The organism is Olsenella sp. Marseille-QA0557 (genome assembly GCF_965119725.1).
Lineage (GTDB): Bacteria > Actinomycetota > Coriobacteriia > Coriobacteriales > Atopobiaceae > Coprovicinus > Coprovicinus avistercoris.
Window position 1 is genome coordinate 1,162,424 of record NZ_CBCPMI010000001.1, and the last position, 15,158, is coordinate 1,177,581.

15 protein-coding genes are annotated in these 15,158 nt (G+C 49.2%); 14 read left to right on the forward strand and 1 reads right to left on the reverse strand.

Going from position 1 to position 15,158, the window contains the following annotated elements:
- The first annotated feature begins 16 nt into the window (after positions 1-16).
- From ACQY6Y_RS05380 to ACQY6Y_RS05445, 14 genes are all read left to right on the forward strand, one after another.
- Complete coding sequence (locus tag ACQY6Y_RS05380; protein ID WP_428379280.1) at positions 17-1,177, forward strand: aminotransferase class I/II-fold pyridoxal phosphate-dependent enzyme; 1,161 nt, start codon at positions 17-19, stop codon at positions 1,175-1,177.
- A gap of 63 nt (positions 1,178-1,240) precedes the next feature.
- Positions 1,241-1,429, forward strand: a complete 189-nt coding sequence (locus ACQY6Y_RS05385; RefSeq protein WP_428379281.1) for a hypothetical protein — start codon at positions 1,241-1,243, stop codon at positions 1,427-1,429.
- Positions 1,430-1,756: 327 nt separating this feature from the next.
- A complete protein-coding gene (locus ACQY6Y_RS05390; RefSeq protein ID WP_428379282.1) occupies positions 1,757-2,542 on the forward strand; it encodes a Cof-type HAD-IIB family hydrolase in 786 nt (261 codons plus the stop codon).
- Positions 2,543-2,558: 16 nt separating this feature from the next.
- A complete protein-coding gene (locus ACQY6Y_RS05395; protein ID WP_428379283.1) occupies positions 2,559-3,401 on the forward strand; it encodes a hypothetical protein in 843 nt (280 codons plus the stop codon).
- 344 nt (positions 3,402-3,745) lie between these two features.
- The gene (locus tag ACQY6Y_RS05400; protein WP_428379284.1) at positions 3,746-5,281 is read left to right on the forward strand and encodes a 2-isopropylmalate synthase; all 1,536 of its coding nucleotides are present in this window, start codon (positions 3,746-3,748) and stop codon (positions 5,279-5,281) included.
- A complete protein-coding gene (leuC, locus tag ACQY6Y_RS05405) occupies positions 5,281-6,546 on the forward strand; it encodes a 3-isopropylmalate dehydratase large subunit (protein ID WP_428379285.1) in 1,266 nt (421 codons plus the stop codon). Before ACQY6Y_RS05400 ends, leuC begins: the two co-directional genes overlap by 1 nt.
- Positions 6,547-6,581: 35 nt before the next feature.
- Positions 6,582-8,063, forward strand: coding sequence for a xylulokinase (xylB, locus tag ACQY6Y_RS05410; protein WP_428379286.1), 1,482 nt, complete (start codon positions 6,582-6,584; stop codon positions 8,061-8,063).
- Positions 8,064-8,076: 13 nt separating this feature from the next.
- Positions 8,077-8,583 (forward strand): 3-isopropylmalate dehydratase small subunit, encoded by a 507-nt coding sequence (locus tag ACQY6Y_RS05415; protein ID WP_428379287.1) that lies wholly within the window; start codon positions 8,077-8,079, stop codon positions 8,581-8,583.
- A 3-nt stretch (positions 8,584-8,586) separates the two neighbouring features.
- A complete protein-coding gene (leuB, locus tag ACQY6Y_RS05420) occupies positions 8,587-9,702 on the forward strand; it encodes a 3-isopropylmalate dehydrogenase (protein ID WP_428379288.1) in 1,116 nt (371 codons plus the stop codon).
- 39 nt (positions 9,703-9,741) lie between these two features.
- Positions 9,742-10,665 carry a LysR family transcriptional regulator gene (locus ACQY6Y_RS05425; protein WP_428379289.1) on the forward strand — a complete coding sequence of 308 codons (924 nt, stop codon included), beginning with the start codon at positions 9,742-9,744 and terminating at the stop codon, positions 10,663-10,665.
- A gap of 188 nt (positions 10,666-10,853) precedes the next feature.
- Positions 10,854-11,276, forward strand: a complete 423-nt coding sequence (locus ACQY6Y_RS05430) for a cupin domain-containing protein (RefSeq protein WP_428379290.1) — start codon at positions 10,854-10,856, stop codon at positions 11,274-11,276.
- Positions 11,277-11,474: 198 nt separating this feature from the next.
- Positions 11,475-12,674, forward strand: a complete 1,200-nt coding sequence (gene trpB / locus ACQY6Y_RS05435; RefSeq protein ID WP_428379291.1) for a tryptophan synthase subunit beta — start codon at positions 11,475-11,477, stop codon at positions 12,672-12,674.
- Complete coding sequence (gene trpA / locus ACQY6Y_RS05440; protein WP_428379292.1) at positions 12,667-13,434, forward strand: tryptophan synthase subunit alpha; 768 nt, start codon at positions 12,667-12,669, stop codon at positions 13,432-13,434. The genes trpB and trpA overlap by 8 nt, the downstream gene beginning before the upstream one ends.
- A gap of 55 nt (positions 13,435-13,489) precedes the next feature.
- Complete coding sequence (locus tag ACQY6Y_RS05445; protein ID WP_428379294.1) at positions 13,490-14,062, forward strand: nitroreductase family protein; 573 nt, start codon at positions 13,490-13,492, stop codon at positions 14,060-14,062.
- Here the strand turns inward: ACQY6Y_RS05445 and ACQY6Y_RS05450 are convergent.
- On the reverse strand, positions 14,031-14,867 hold the full coding sequence (locus ACQY6Y_RS05450; RefSeq protein WP_428379296.1) for a DeoR/GlpR family DNA-binding transcription regulator: 837 nt from the start codon (positions 14,865-14,867) through the stop codon (positions 14,031-14,033). The two genes, ACQY6Y_RS05445 and ACQY6Y_RS05450, sit on opposite strands and share 32 nt — an antisense overlap.
- Positions 14,868-15,158: the final 291 nt, after the last annotated feature.

Below are 15,158 nucleotides of genomic sequence, written 5' to 3' on the forward strand. Positions count from 1 at the left end.
AAGGGAGTTTCTTGTTATGCACTTCTCAAAGCGGTTGGATTTATTTGGCGATGAGGTTTTTGCCTCGCTTAATGCACGTCGTCGTAAGCTTGAAGCGGCAGGCCGCACAGTGTATGACCTCTCAGTTGGAACACCTGACTTTGAGCCGCCTGCTCATGTGGTGAATGCGCTTATTATCAGCGCTCAACATCCGGAGAACTGGCGCTACTCGCTGCATGATAAAGATGAGCTACTTGATGCAGTGTGCAACTATTATCAAGATCGTTTTGGCGTGTCTGACATAACACCTGAGATGGTTATGAGCTGTCGTGGTACCCAGGAAGGCATGGGTCATGTTTGTGCCGCCCTTGCCGATCCTGGCGATATTGCCCTCATTCCCGACCCGTGTTATCCCGTTTTTGCAGCAGGCACGCTTCTAGCAGGGGCAGAGCCGTATTACTATCACCTGACGGCGGAGCACAACTTTCTTCCTAACGTTGCTGAAATTCCTGATGAAGTGGCTGATAGAGCACGTTATATGGTGGTTTCTTTACCAGCAAACCCGGTGGGTTCTGTGGGAACACCTGAGGTATATCAGGAAATAATCGCTTTTGCTCAGGATCATGACATTGTGATCATTCACGACAATGCCTATTCAGACATTGTGTTTGATGGTCCTGCGGGAGGATCGTTCTTGTCCTATCCGGGAGCACTTGATGTCGGTGTGGAGTTCTTGTCGCTCTCAAAGTCGTTTAACGTAACAGGAGCGCGTTTATCGTTTTTGGTCGGCCGCTCCGATATCGTGGCCGCAACACGTCGTCTGCGTGGTCAGGTCGACTTTGGCATGTTCTATCCCGAGCAGGACGCGGCTATTGCTGCGCTTACTGGTCCTCGTGATTCTGTTGAGCGTCAGCGGCTGATGTATCAGGAACGTCGTGATGCGCTTTGCGATGGCCTTGAGGCGATTGGCTGGGAGCGTCCTAATGCCCACGGTTCGATGTTTGTATGGGCTCGCATTCCGCATGGACGCATGGATTCTGTTGCTTTTGTTGGTGAGCTGATGGAGCGCTCTGGCGTAATTGTGACGCCGGGAGCAAGCTTTGGTCCTTCGGGTGAAGGATACGTGCGCATGGCGCTAGTTATGGAGCCTGATCGTTTGCGCGAGGCGGTTGCTGCTATTGAGCAAGCAGGGATGTAGAACGTACAAGCTTACCTAGACGGACTTTGTTAGACGGATGTTAGACTAAAGAGGGGCAGTTACTTGTCTTCGGTTACCAGAGCTTTTTATCGCCTAATTGTGCGAGGGCGGCGTATTTCCATCACACTCTCTTGTCCAGAACCTAATGAAGAAAGCCTAAAGAGTATTCAGGATGCTGAGGATATTCTTTCCTCTGGCGGGCATGGCTTCAAAACAGCCCATGAAATGCTTGAAGCTGCACTGAAGGACTAGCACCATGGGGTGCCTAGAACCTGATATATTCCTTCTTTTTTACGTGATGTAAAATCTTTGATTCTGAGTAATAGTTGCTTCTGGCTACCAAAAAATATTTAGTCTCTGCAACCTATACGTCTCTTCTTCAAAGCTTACAAGAGCGTCTTAACATTTCAACTTCGCAGGTATATCAATACGCATGCTCTTTGGGCTGCATGAAGCAGTTTTATAGATCTGCATGCAGAAATCTCAAGTTTGACAAGAGTTTTGCGTAAGCTTAATAAGCGCAGGAGATAGTCTGATTAAACTTAACAGAAATCCGGACTCATATTAATGGATGGAACTATGGAGACTGCCAACCTGGATATTCGTGCTGCCTTTTTCGATGTTGACGGCACGCTTCTCTCATTTACAACGCACGAAGAGCCAGCCTCAACAAAAGAAGCTATTCGTCGGCTGAGTGCTGCAGGCATTGTTCCTATTCTTGCTACTGGTCGGCCGTCTTATCAGCTGACGGGGCTCGATCTTGAGGGATTTCAAGCATTCGTTACCATTAACGGCCAGCTTTGCTATACGCCAGAACGCACTCTTGTAGAGCGTCCGCTTGATAAAGAAGATATTGCAGTTGTAGTTGATCAGGTGCAACACGGGCTCTATGACTGTCTCTTTATGGAAAGAGACCGCTTCTACGTTTCAGGTAAAGGTGAGCGTGAGCAACGTCAGGAAAAGCTTATTGGTGTGAACTATCCGGTGGATGATCCAGCGCGTGCTTTAGAGCATGATATTTTCCAGCTCAACGTGTATTTACCGCCCGAGGATCTGCATATCATTCGTGATGCTACTCACAACACAAAGTTTGCCGGTTGGACAGACAATTTCTCCGACGTCATGTCGCGTGACGGCGGCAAAGCGTCCGGTGCACTGGAAGTGCTTAAGCAACTGGGTATTAGTCCAGAGAAAACCATTGCCTTTGGTGATGGTGGCAACGACTTAGAGCTGTTTGAAGTAGTTGGTACTTCGGTTGCCATGGGTAACGCCAATCCTGAAGTGCTTGAGCAGGCTACTATGATTACGGACGATGTAGATCATGATGGTATTTACAACGCCTGTGTGCGCTTAGGACTTATCTAATTCTCGAAAGAAAAGAATGGCGGCGGCCGCTATGGGAGAACATAAGGTTTATCTCGATAGTAAGAAGGGCATTCTTTCAGGTGGGCAGGTAGCCAGAATAGATGACAGTGGAAGAATACTCGTTCCATCTACGTGGTTCTCTGAAGAAGTTGTTGCCTATCTTCGGGATGACGGTATTTATATTAGTGGACCAGGCTTTATGAGCTTGACGCGTGTGGCTCAAATCGAGGGTAATCGCATTTATTCGGTAGCGGATAAAGGGTGGTTTACCTACGGAACCCTCGTTGGTTCAATCGATGAGGATGGAACAATCCGCGATGCAAGTGATCGAAAAGTTGGTGAAATATCAGGTGGGAGCCCTTTAAAACAGAAAAGTGAAGTAGGTGGGACTGGCGAAACCCCTGTTTTATCAATGACCGTTGCGGCCATTCTTCTTATAGCGATTTTAAGTTTCCCCATCATGATAGAAATTGCCTGGATGTCAAACATGAGTGTGTTTAGCAATCCAGTTTCTGCATTATGTGGCGCACTCTTTCTTATTTGTGGAACAGCTATTGGGATAAAAGTTACGAGAAACAATAAAACTAAGGCTACATTTGGTGAGGTTTTATCAAGCTCTGCTGCTTTCTATCTAATTCCTGCAGCTCTCTTTTTACTCTTTATTCTTGTGTTTGATAATCCGATACCATTCTCGATTGAGTATTATGGAACGCTCTATGGAGGGCTATTACTCATCATAGGGTTTGTAATTGTGGTTCCACTTTTTCTGCTTGTTGTAGCTTTGCCAATTATGTTGGTACAAGCGTTAGTTACTGTTTTGCTCAAGAAGAACATTCAGAAAAATCGTCTTGAAAAATAATCTAGTACATTTCTTTGTCAGTTACCCGTCTATTCGTGTACACTCGTTTGCACGGGTGTTTTACCCTCAGACGACGAGAGGCACAAGAGCATGCGTGTATCAGCACATAACATTCTGCGTAGTGCAACAGCGTTAGCTGTTGGTACGTCATGTGCAGCCACACACGAGCTTCTCGGTCTAGCGCTACTAGCCGCTGTTGCGCGCTAGGGCTTCTCCACTCGTCTCGGCAAGATACGAAGCTCACCGCGCGCAGCGCGACCCCAGAAGGGGCGGCAGCCGCTCGAGCTTCTCGGCATGCCATGTCGCCCCTGGACCGCAAGCACTATTGGAACCAGGAGGCAGTCATGACCAGAAAGATCCACATCTTCGATACAACCCTGCGTGACGGCGAGCAGTCGCCGGGCGCCTCCATGAATACCGAGGAAAAGCTGGTTATTGCGCAAGAGCTTATCCGCATGGGCGTCGATGTTATCGAAGCTGGTTTTCCTATTTCCTCTCCAGGTGATTTTCGTTCTGTACAAGAAATTGGCCGTCTCGCTGGAGACGACTGCGTCGTTTGTGGCCTTACTCGCGCTGTTGATAAGGACATCGACCGCGCTGCAGAGGCTCTGAAAACAGCCAAGCGTCCACGTATTCACACTGGTCTGGGTGTATCTCCCAGCCACCTCAAAGAGAAGCTTCGCATTACCGAAGATGAGTGCATTGAGCGTGCAAGGCATTGCGTTTCATATGCTAAGAAGTACGTCGAAGACGTTGAGTTTTATGCAGAAGATGCAGGTCGTGCCGATCAGGACTTCCTGATTCGCGTAATTCAGGCTGCCATAGATGCTGGCGCAACTGTTGTAAATATTCCCGATACCACGGGTTATCAATTGCCTGAGGACTTTGGTGCTCGTATTAAGAGCCTTGCCGATAATGTTATTGGCATTGAGAACGTCATTATCTCTGTTCATACGCATAACGATCTTGGTATGGCTACAGCGCTTGCCCTGCAAGGTGTCAAGAATGGCGCTCGTCAGGTGGAGTGCACCATCAATGGTCTTGGCGAGCGTGCGGGCAACACCGCTCTCGAAGAAGTGGTCATGGCCATTAAGATGCACGGTGACGAGCTTGATGCTCACACTGACATCGTGACCACCGAGCTTACGCGCGCCAGCCACCTTGTCAGCCGCATTACCGGCATGAACGTGCAGGCAAACAAGGCAATCGTTGGTGCCAACGCTTTCGCACACTCCTCAGGTATTCACCAGGACGGCGTCCTTAAAGCACGTGATACCTACGAGATTATCGATCCTGCTGATGTGGGCGCTGCTGGCTCCGAGATTATTCTTTCTGCTCGTTCTGGTCACGCAGCACTGCGTCACCGCCTCTCTGAGCTTGGCTACACCTTTGAAGATGCTGAGTTCGATGAGATTTATCAGCGCTTCCTTGAAATTGCTGATCAGAAGAAAGAGGTCTACGACGAGGACCTCGAGTCAATGGTTCAGGAACGTCAGCGCGATGTAGCTGCAGTTTATACGCTCGACGCACTTCAAGTTTCCTGTGGCGATCCCCTTATTCCTACAGCAACCGCTACGATTACCGACGAGCTGGGTGTAAAGCATGTAGTTGCAGCTACCGGCACCGGCCCAGTTGATGCTGCGTATCAGGCAGTTGATAAGGTCGTGGCAGTTCACGGTGATCTTGCAGAATTCGCAATTAAGGCTATTACGCGTGGCATTGACGCAATTGGCGAGGTAACGGTTCGCATTACGGCAGAAGACGGCAAGGTCTATACCGGCCGCGGTGCTGACACCGATATTATCGTCTCCAGCGCCAAGGCATACGTGAACGCCATTAACCGCATGATTCAGACAACGCGTTCAAAGGAGGGCAAGTAATGCCTCGCTCTATGACCATGGCCGAGAAGATCCTCGCGGCTCATGCTGGACTCGAAGAGGTTGTTCCCGGTCAGCTCGTTGAGTGCGACCTCGATGGTGTGCTCGCAAACGACATCACCGCTCCTATCGCTATTAAAACGGTTCGTGAGATAGGCGCCGGCGTTTTTGATAAGGACCGCATCTTCTTAGTGCCCGACCACTATTCGCCCAACAAGGACATTAAGAGTGCTGAGCAGACCAAGATTACGCGTGACTTTGCCCATGAGATGGGTATTACGCACTACTACGAGCAGGGTTGCATGGGTATTGAGCATGCCCTCCTGCCCGAACTTGGTATTGTGGTTCCTGGTGACTTAGTCATTGGTGCCGATTCGCATACCTGCACATATGGCGGTATTGGTGCTTTCTCCACCGGCGTTGGTTCCACCGATGCAGGTGTTGGTATGGCAACTGGTCGCGCCTGGTTTAAGGTGCCAGAAACGATTCGTATTGTTGTGGACGGTGAGCTTCCTCAGGGTGCCAGCGCAAAAGACATTATTCTGTATATCATTGGCCAGATTGGCGTGGATGGTGCGCTGTATTGTGCTATGGAGTTTGCCGGTTCAACCATCGAAGCACTTTCGGTAGAAGGTCGCCTCACCATTGCGAATATGGCTATCGAAGCTGGTGGCAAAGCTGGTCTGTTTGAGGTTGACGATACGTGCCGTGCCTATGTAAAAGAGCACAGTAACCGTTCGTTTGTGGAATATCATCCTGACGAGGATGCTACCTACAAGCAGGTTATTCATATCGATGCTGCCGATATTGTTCCTACCGTATCCTGGCCGCATCTGCCCTCTAACACTCATCCGGTGGCAGAGAGCCGCGATATTACTATTGACCAGGTGGTTATTGGTTCATGCACCAATGGTCGTATCGAAGATATGCGCGCCGCTGCCAAGGTGCTGCGCAACCGCACTGTTGCAGAAAATGTACGCTGCATTGTTATTCCTGCTACACAGCGCGTTTGGCTGCAGTGTGTCCATGAGGGACTTATGGACATCTTCGTGAATGCTCACTGCGTTGTTTCCACGCCCACCTGCGGTCCGTGCCTGGGTGGTTACATGGGTATTCTGGCTGCTGGCGAGCGCTGCATATCCACAACCAATCGCAACTTTGTAGGACGCATGGGTGACCCAACCTCTGAGGTATATTTGGCAAGTCCTGCTGTTGCTGCAGCTTCAGCAGTTGCGGGTCATATTGCCCTTCCGGAAGATCTTGACTAAGGCTTCCTGTCTCTGAAGCAGCGAAAGGGGTAAAAGTGCTGTTCATTGGTATAGACCTGGGGACCTCCGCCTGTAAATTTCTGCTTGTAGATGAGCAGGGAACCGTTAAATCGGTGGTGAGTGAGGCCTATGAGGTTGAATACCCACAGCCCGGTTGGAGTCAGCAGAACCCTGCCGCATGGCTTGATGCGGTGCGGCGGGGCATTCCACGTCTGTTGGACGGACAAGATGCCTCTGAAGTCTGTGCAATTGGCTGTGGTGGACAAATGCATGGACTTGTTGCGCTTGATGCTCACAACGACGTTATTCGTCCGGCAATTCTTTGGAATGACGGACGTACCTCTGCTGAGGTCTCATATTTAAATGAGACTATAGGAGCTGAGAACATCCTTTCGTATACGGGCAACATTGCCTTTGCAGGATTTACTGCCCCTAAGCTGCTGTGGGTTCGCAAGCATGAACCCGAGAACTTTAAACGCATTGCTCATGTAATGTTGCCAAAAGACTATGTCAACTTTTGGCTTACTGGAGCGTATGTTTCCGATCCCTCAGATGCCTCGGGTACGCTGCTCTTTGATGTGGCGCATCGCACCTGGAGCGAAGAAATGCTCGAGATCTGTGGCCTGCAAAAATCTTGGTTGCCACAGGTATATGAGAGCTATCAGCCGGTAGGAACGCTGCGTGCAGAAGTAGCACAAGAACTCGGATTGCCCACTCATACGGTAGTTGCAGCAGGAGCAGGTGATAACGCTGCAGCAGCGCTTGGTTGTGGCGTTATAGGTCCGGGAACTATGAATGTAAGCTTGGGCACTTCAGGCACCGTTTTTATTCCTACCGATACGTTTGTATCTGGTGTTGGAGATAAAATCCATTCATTCTGTCATGCCGACGGTAAGTGGCATCTGATGGGTTGCATTCTTTCAGCTGCAAGCTGTAATGCCTGGTGGGCGCAGGATATTTTGCATACAAAAGATATCGCTGCGGAGCAGGTATCGATTTGTCGCGAAAATGTTCAGAAAGACCAGCCTTTCTTTTTGCCCTACCTTATGGGCGAGCGTACCCCACACAATGACACGTCTGCACGCGGTGCATTTATGGGTTTGTCCATGTCAACATCTCGCAGTGATATGACGCGAGCGGTGCTTGAAGGCGTTGCTTTTGCCGTGCGTGATTCAGTAGAGATCGCACGCTCTATGGGAGTTAACCCAAGCACTTCGATGGTGTGTGGTGGAGGAGCACGGAGCGACATCTGGCTTGAAATGCTTGCAGATATTTTGGATGTCTCGCTCGTACGACCAGCCACCGAACAAGGACCTGGCATGGGCGGAGCGATGCTTGGTGCCATCGCGGCAGGTGTCTTCACTTCTCCGGAAGCGTGTGCACAAGCAATGGTCACCGGTGAACAAACGAGTTTTCAGCCAAAGCAAGAGCTGTATGAACGCTACAACGAGCGCTATAAACTCTGGCGCGACCTTTATCCAGCTCTTTCACCAATTTGTAAGACGATGATCCAATAAGGAGCAGATGATCATGCAATTTAGAGGGAATGTTTTCCGCTACGGGCGAGACATTGATACCGACGTTATTATCCCTGCGCGTTATCTGAACACGTCAGATCCAGCGGAGCTTGCAAAGCACTGCTTTGAGGATCTTGATACCACCTTCATTAGTCGCGTGCATCCAGGCGATATTGTTGTTGCAGAAGAGAACTTTGGGTGCGGCTCTTCACGCGAACATGCACCTGTGGCCATTAAGGCGGCGGGTGTTTCCTGCGTTATTGCCAAGAGCTTTGCGCGTATCTTCTATCGCAACTCAATCAATATGGGTCTGCCCATTCTTGAGTGCCCCGAGGCAGTAGAGGCTATCTCAGAAGGTGACGTTGTGTCTGTGGATGCAGACACGGGAACTATTACCGACGAAACCACTGGGGCAACATTTCATGCACAGCCCTTCCCACCCTTCATCCAGGAGATTATCAACGATGGTGGCCTTGTTGCGCGCACGAAGCGTGTGATGGCTGAGAAGGCTGGTGAGTAAGATATGGCATCCGCTACGTATCAGATTTGCACACTGCCTGGAGATGGCATTGGCCCTGAGATTATTGCTGAGGGAAAAAAGGTTCTGCACGCTGTTGGAGAGCGTTTTGATACATCTTTTTCATGCACCGATGCTCTTATCGGCGGTGCTGCTATAGATGCCTGTGGCAACCCGCTGCCCGACGAGACATTGTCGTGTGCGCATGCTTCTGATGCAGTGCTGTTGGCTTCAGTGGGTGGTCCAAAGTGGGATTCCACCGATCCTGCAGCACCTCGCCCAGAGCAGGGATTGTTGAGAATCCGAAAAGAACTTGGTCTTTATACCAACCTTCGACCAGTCCAGATTTTCTCAGCACTTGCCGGTGCATCTACGCTTCGCCCTGAGGTTATTGAAGGCGTGGACGTTATGATTGTCCGCGAACTTACCGGCGGTTTGTACTTTGGTCGCCGTGAGCGCTTTTATGATGAACCAGGTGCTGGTGTGAATGGTGCACCAGGACAGCGTGCCTATGACACCCTGGAATATCGTGAGTTTGAAGTTGAGCGTATTGCACGTCAGGCATTTGAGGCAGCACGCCGTCGCCGCGGTAAGGTTTCCAGTGTTGATAAGGCTAATGTGCTGGAAACAAGCCGTATGTGGCGCGAGATTGTCCATCGCATTCACGACGAAGACTATGCCGATATTGAGCTTGAAGACGTGTTGGTAGACAACGCAGCCATGCAGCTTATCAACCGTCCTGCCACCTTTGATGTGGTGGTAACCGAGAACATGTTTGGCGACATTCTCTCCGATGAAGCTGCTCAAATTACGGGATCCTTGGGCATGCTTGCAAGTGCAAGTCTGGGCGATGATACGGCTCTTTACGAGCCAAGCCATGGCTCTGCACCGGATATTGCAGGACAAGGTATTGCCAATCCGCTCGCTCAAATTCTCTCGGTTGAGATGATGCTTCGCTATAGCTTTGATATGGCTGAGGCTGCCGATAGCATTCGTCGTGCCGTTACGCGTGTTCTTGATGAAGGTTGGCGTACACGTGACATTGCTGATGAAGCAACTCCAGCAGATCATATTCTGGGTTGCTCGGCTATGGGCGATGCTGTTGTAGCAGCGCTCGATTAACGCTGCATGTGGACTCAGTGAGAAGTGCGGGAGGCATCTATGCTTCTCAAACAAATGCGCTACTTCTGTGCGGTGGTGGATGCCGGTGGCTTTACACGTGCTGCCGACGAGATCTATGTTTCTCAATCTGCCATCTCGCAACAGGTGGGAGCTCTTGAAAAAGAGCTTGGCGTTCAACTTCTCAATAGAAAAGGACGCTCGTTTACGCTTACCGCAGCGGGTGAACATTTTTACCGCAGGGCATCAAGAATCCTTGACGAGGTAGATGCCCTGCAAAGGGAAACGATTGATCTTGCACATGGCGAGACGAGCGTCTTGCGTTTTGGTTATCTCAATAGATATGACGGATGGGAAGTTGCTGGCGCAGTTGCCGCGTTCGTGCGGAGACATCCACATATGACCGTGGAAAGCTTTGCAGGAAGTCACGATACCTTGCGTGAGCTCCTCACATCTGGTCAGGTCGATCTTACTTTTTCTGACAGGCGACGGACGCTTCATGCGGAAGCGGTCAATTTACCCCTATTTATGGGGTATGACTATATTGAAGTTTCTGAAGCAAGTCCTCTTGCACGGCATGAGACGGTAACTGTTGCTGATTTGAATGGTCAGACAGGCATTCTTATTGCCGCTCCAGATCAAGAGGATGTTGAGCGTACTTTTTTCCAAGATACGATGGGTTTTCATTGTGATGTGGTGTTTGCACGCACCATCGAAGAGGCTCGTATGATGGTCGCTGGCGGCAGAAATTTTCTGCCTATTGAGACACGCAGTCAGGAGAAGCGTTCGGGCTTTATCATTCGACGCATCCCTTTGAATGATGTAAATGGCGATCAGCTTCGCCATGAGTATTATGCATTTTGGTTGCGCGAGCGCACCAATCCTTATATCGAGGAATTTGGCACCATTTTGCAGGAGCTCTTCTCACAATCTAACAGTCCGGCGAGCTCCGATCATACAGATTAGTTTTACTTATTAAAACCAGCAAAAATGGAATTGCTGATAAGAAAATAAGATAATACGCTGCTTTTAGAGAAGGCCGTTGAAGCTCATCTCGAAGTGCATGCACTCAAAGGCCTCACATAGTAGGTATACGCACATAAGTCGGCGCAGGCATGCATCAGAGATCTTTTCCGAAAAGAAGGGAAGCAGCGATGACAAACGATACCGTCGCAACCGAAGAAGGTTTGAGCAAGCTTTTTCCAAAGGGCGATCCCAATGATGCCTATGCTCAGTTCTTTATTGGTCAGAGCTATCTGGCACCACTCGGTGATTCTCAGCTTGGTGCGAGCAATGTAACCTTTGAGCCGGGGTGTCGTAATAACTGGCATATTCACCACAAAGGTGGCCAAGTTCTTATTTGTGTTGCCGGCCGTGGTTGGTATCAGGAATGGGGAAAGGATCCTCAAGAGCTTCATCCGGGCGATGTTGTGAGTATTCAGCCGGAGGTGAAGCATTGGCATGGTGCTGCTGCAGACTCTTGGTTCCAGCATATTGCATTGGCGGTACCTGCTGAGGGCGCAAGCGCAGAATGGCTTGAGCCGGTAGATGATGAAACCTATAGCAAACTTGCTTAGTTTCAATTGCTTGCTGAGCAGTCAACGAGCGTGATGAGCAGAAGCTTGTCACGCTCTTTTGTCATGCCCTTGCTCTAGCTTCTTGCTCTGCGTTACAGTAAGCCCGCGGTCCCCTCGATCGCATACATTATTGAGTTTGGGTACGTAAGGTTGCGCTCGGTATGAGGGCTTTCTTTCGTTCCTCGAGAGGAGAAGTTCATGGGCAACTCACCCCTGTCGAGAGGACGCTTTGGCGTCCATGGCGGGCAATATGTTCCCGAAGGTCTAATGCAGGCTCTTGCAGAGCTTGAAGATGCATACGAAAAGGCTCAAGCAGATCCGGCTTTTACTGCAGAGCTTGCTCATCTATTTGATACGTATGCAAATCGTCCTTCTCTGCTTTACTATGCGCGCAACATGACGGCAGATCTGGGGGGCGCAAAGATCTATCTCAAGCGAGAGGATCTGAATCATACAGGTGCACATAAGGTCAACAACGTACTGGGCCAAGCTTTGCTTGCAAAGCGCATGGGAAAGACGCGCCTTATTGCAGAGACAGGTGCTGGTCAGCATGGTGTTGCCACTGCTACCGCCGCTGCTCTTTTTGGAATGAAATGCCGCATTTATATGGGCGTTAAAGATATGGAGCGTCAAGCCCTTAATGTTTATCGTATGCGCTTGCTGGGCGCTGAAGTTACGGGCGTTTCCAGTGGAACAGGTACGTTAAAAGATGCTGTTTCGGAAGCTTTCCGTGCTTGGGCTGAGTCGTTGGACGATACGCACTACTGCATTGGTTCGGTTATGGGTCCTCATCCATTCCCAACAATGGTGAGGGATTTCCAAGCGGTTATTTCGGCGGAATCTCGTGAGCAGATACTCGCTGCAGAAGGACGTCTGCCGGATGCGGTACTTGCCTGTGTTGGTGGCGGCTCAAATGCCATTGGAAGCTTTTATCACTTTATTGAAGACGATGGTGTACGTCTTATTGGATGTGAAGCCGCTGGTCGCGGTATAGATACGTGGGAAACAGCTGCTACTATTTCAACGGGCCATGTAGGTATTTTCCACGGTATGAAAAGCTATTTCTGCCAGGATGATCAGGGTCAAATTGCTCCTGTTTATTCCATTTCTGCCGGCTTGGATTATCCAGGAGTTGGTCCTGAGCACGCTTGGCTGTATGACACCGGACGTGCAGAGTATGTTGCAGTAACCGATGATGAGGCCGTGGATGCCTTTGAGTATCTCAGCCGCACGGAAGGTATTATTCCTGCCATTGAGAGCTCTCATGCGGTTGCGTATGCAATGAAACTAGCGCCAACAATGAGTTCTGATCAGATTATTCTCGTTACACTTTCTGGACGTGGTGATAAGGACGTGGCGGCTATTGCTCGCTACAGGGGGGAGGACCTCCATGAGTAGGCTGAGCTCTTCTTTTATGAACTCTCATAAGCTTTTGGTACCGTTCATTACCTGTGGGGACCCCAATGCGGATACAACGGTGGCAGTTGCTGTAGCGGCTGCACAGGCCGGTGCCGATGCAGTTGTTCTGGGAATTCCATTTTCTGATCCTACGGTGGAAGGACCCGTCGTACGCGCTTCTAGCGTGCGCGCGTTGGAACAGGGAGCTACTACTGCAGGTGCTCTTGCTATTGTGGACCGCATTCGCCAACAATGCGATATTCCTCTGATACTGGGCAGCTATGCCAATGTAGTGCTTTCCTATGGTATTGAACAATTTGCTCAAGATGCTGCTGCAGCTGGGGCGGATGGCGTTGTTCTGCAGGATGTTCCATTTGAAGAGCGTGATGAGTTTGCTCCCATTCTAGAAAATGCTGGAATTGAGCTTATCCGACAGGTTTCTCCTGCTGCCTTAAGTCGTATTCCAATGGTGGTTTCAAATGCGAATGGGTTTATCTGGTGTGCAGCTGAGTTGGGAGGAGCACCCGATAACGAGGCGCTTGAAGCAGCGATTACCATGACTCGTAGTGAAAGCAGTCTGCCCATCGTTGTTGAAGCAGGTGTATCTACTTCTGCTGGGGTTGCTGAAATTGTTCAGATGGCCGATGGTGTTGTGGTTCCCGCTGCCGTAGATGCTTTGCTCACCGAATATGGTGATCATGCAGCAGAGCCTGTTGCATCACTCATTGCTGAACTAGCTCAGACAGCGCATGAAATTTGATCCGTCAGTGAATCTCAACATAAAGCGATTCGTAAGCTGGATCTGAGGAGCAACTATGGGTGAGATGGAGAGTCTGGTCTGCAAAGCGAGAAGTATTCGCCGTTTTGATGCCAGTAAGCCTGTGGATAAAGAAATGCTGCTTACACTGGTTAATCTGGCACACCTAGCTCCAAATGGCAACAATGCTCAAGTTTTGCGCTATCACGTCACGACTGATGTGCATGAATGTGGTCGTATCTTTGAGAAGCTTGGATGGGCTGCTCGTCTCAAAGATTGGAAAGGTCCTGAAGAAGCAGAACGTCCAGGCGGCTACATAGTGATTCTTGCGCCTTCACCCATTGCTCCCATACGTCTTATTGATGCGGGAATTGCAGCCCAAACAATGCAATTAGGTGCATGTGAACTTGGATTAGGCTCGTGCATGCTGAAGAGTTTTCCTGCTTCGCTTACGGAAGATCTTGTCTTGCAGGATGATGGTCTTGAAGCCATTCTTGTAATGGCTTTTGGCTATCCTGACGAAGAGATAATTCTGGAACAGTCCAGCTCACCTACTGATGTTGCTTATTGGCGAGATGAGCAGGATATCCACCATGTACCTAAACTTCCTCTTGCGGATGTGCTGGTATAAAGTCTGCAGAAACGAGCGTAGGGCGGAATTCGCACTCAGATATGGTTTCAATAGCGTCTGAAACCATCTGAGTGCCAGATCCACTATTCATGATCACGTATTGAAAATCTGAGAGATTTGCAAAACAGTACGTACCGCGATTATTTGCTTTACTTGAATCCAGCAATGCAATCGAAGTGGAAGCAGATTTCATAAGGGCAGATTTTAATTCAGCCATTTGAGGGAATTCCGTCATAAAGCCACGCGATGCCACAAAAGAGCCTGGACAAATTACAGCTATATCTGCGTGAATGTGTGCAAGACCGCTGAGCGCAAGCGGACCATACACATAGCGATGTCCTTTTCGAAGTGTTCCTCCCAACATAACAACATCAACCCGAGGCAGTGTTTCATCAATAACATTTGCAATAGTTATATCGGGAGTAACAATAGTTAATGAGGTAAAAGCTCCTAGCGTACGAACAAATTCCAGTGCTGTTGTTCCAGAATCAAGAAGTACAGTGTCACCATCATGAATATAGTTAGTTGCTGTCTTAGCAATGAGGCGCTTAGCTTCAACATTAATATTTACTCGGCGATCCTGAGTTGAAACGACAAGGCGCTTTTTGAGTGAAACAGCTCCGCCATGAGTTCGTCTTAATTTGCCAGCATCGGCAAGGGCGTCAAGATCAGATCGAGCAGTAACAACCGACACGCCAAACGTCTTTGCAATATCAGATACTTGGATAGACGCATTGCGTTCAAGCATATCGAGTATTGCTGCACGGCGTTCATCCGAGAAAAAATGGCGATCAGAACCGGTCATTTGAAGCTCCATGTGAAGATTTTGTTTTCTTTTATTTTCTTTTTAAGAAAGCAAAATGTAAATGTTTTTGTTTCAAAACAAAATAAAAATAATTTTGAGAAACGAAGAAATTAGAGATGGACAGATTCAACCTGTCCATTTCTAGATTTTTATTCCGACATAGGAGCCGATAGTAGGCTAGATACTTTCTTTTTCTTTCCAAATAGGGGCACTTTTGTATCCCCAAGAAGAAGTTGAGAAAAACTTTTTAAATTCATTGTCTTTAGAGTGTGGTCAGACGACCTGCTTGAA

Excerpts from the sequence above, each read along its gene's own strand:
- trpB (WP_428379291.1), top strand. The coding sequence starts at position 11,475 with ATGGGCAACTCACCCCTGTCGAGAGGACGCTTTGGCGTCCATGGCGGG.
- ACQY6Y_RS05395 (WP_428379283.1), top strand. The coding sequence starts at position 2,559 with ATGGCGGCGGCCGCTATGGGAGAACATAAGGTTTATCTCGATAGTAAG.
- trpA (WP_428379292.1), top strand. The coding sequence starts at position 12,667 with ATGAGTAGGCTGAGCTCTTCTTTTATGAACTCTCATAAGCTTTTGGTA.
- leuB (WP_428379288.1), top strand. The coding sequence starts at position 8,587 with ATGGCATCCGCTACGTATCAGATTTGCACACTGCCTGGAGATGGCATT.
- ACQY6Y_RS05445 (WP_428379294.1), top strand. The coding sequence starts at position 13,490 with ATGGGTGAGATGGAGAGTCTGGTCTGCAAAGCGAGAAGTATTCGCCGT.
- ACQY6Y_RS05425 (WP_428379289.1), top strand. The coding sequence starts at position 9,742 with ATGCTTCTCAAACAAATGCGCTACTTCTGTGCGGTGGTGGATGCCGGT.
- ACQY6Y_RS05400 (WP_428379284.1), top strand. The coding sequence starts at position 3,746 with ATGACCAGAAAGATCCACATCTTCGATACAACCCTGCGTGACGGCGAG.
- ACQY6Y_RS05380 (WP_428379280.1), top strand. The coding sequence starts at position 17 with ATGCACTTCTCAAAGCGGTTGGATTTATTTGGCGATGAGGTTTTTGCC.
- ACQY6Y_RS05430 (WP_428379290.1), top strand. The coding sequence starts at position 10,854 with ATGACAAACGATACCGTCGCAACCGAAGAAGGTTTGAGCAAGCTTTTT.
- ACQY6Y_RS05415 (WP_428379287.1), top strand. The coding sequence starts at position 8,077 with ATGCAATTTAGAGGGAATGTTTTCCGCTACGGGCGAGACATTGATACC.
- ACQY6Y_RS05390 (WP_428379282.1), top strand. The coding sequence starts at position 1,757 with ATGGAGACTGCCAACCTGGATATTCGTGCTGCCTTTTTCGATGTTGAC.
- leuC (WP_428379285.1), top strand. The coding sequence starts at position 5,281 with ATGCCTCGCTCTATGACCATGGCCGAGAAGATCCTCGCGGCTCATGCT.
- ACQY6Y_RS05450 (WP_428379296.1), bottom strand. The coding sequence starts at position 14,867 with ATGACCGGTTCTGATCGCCATTTTTTCTCGGATGAACGCCGTGCAGCA.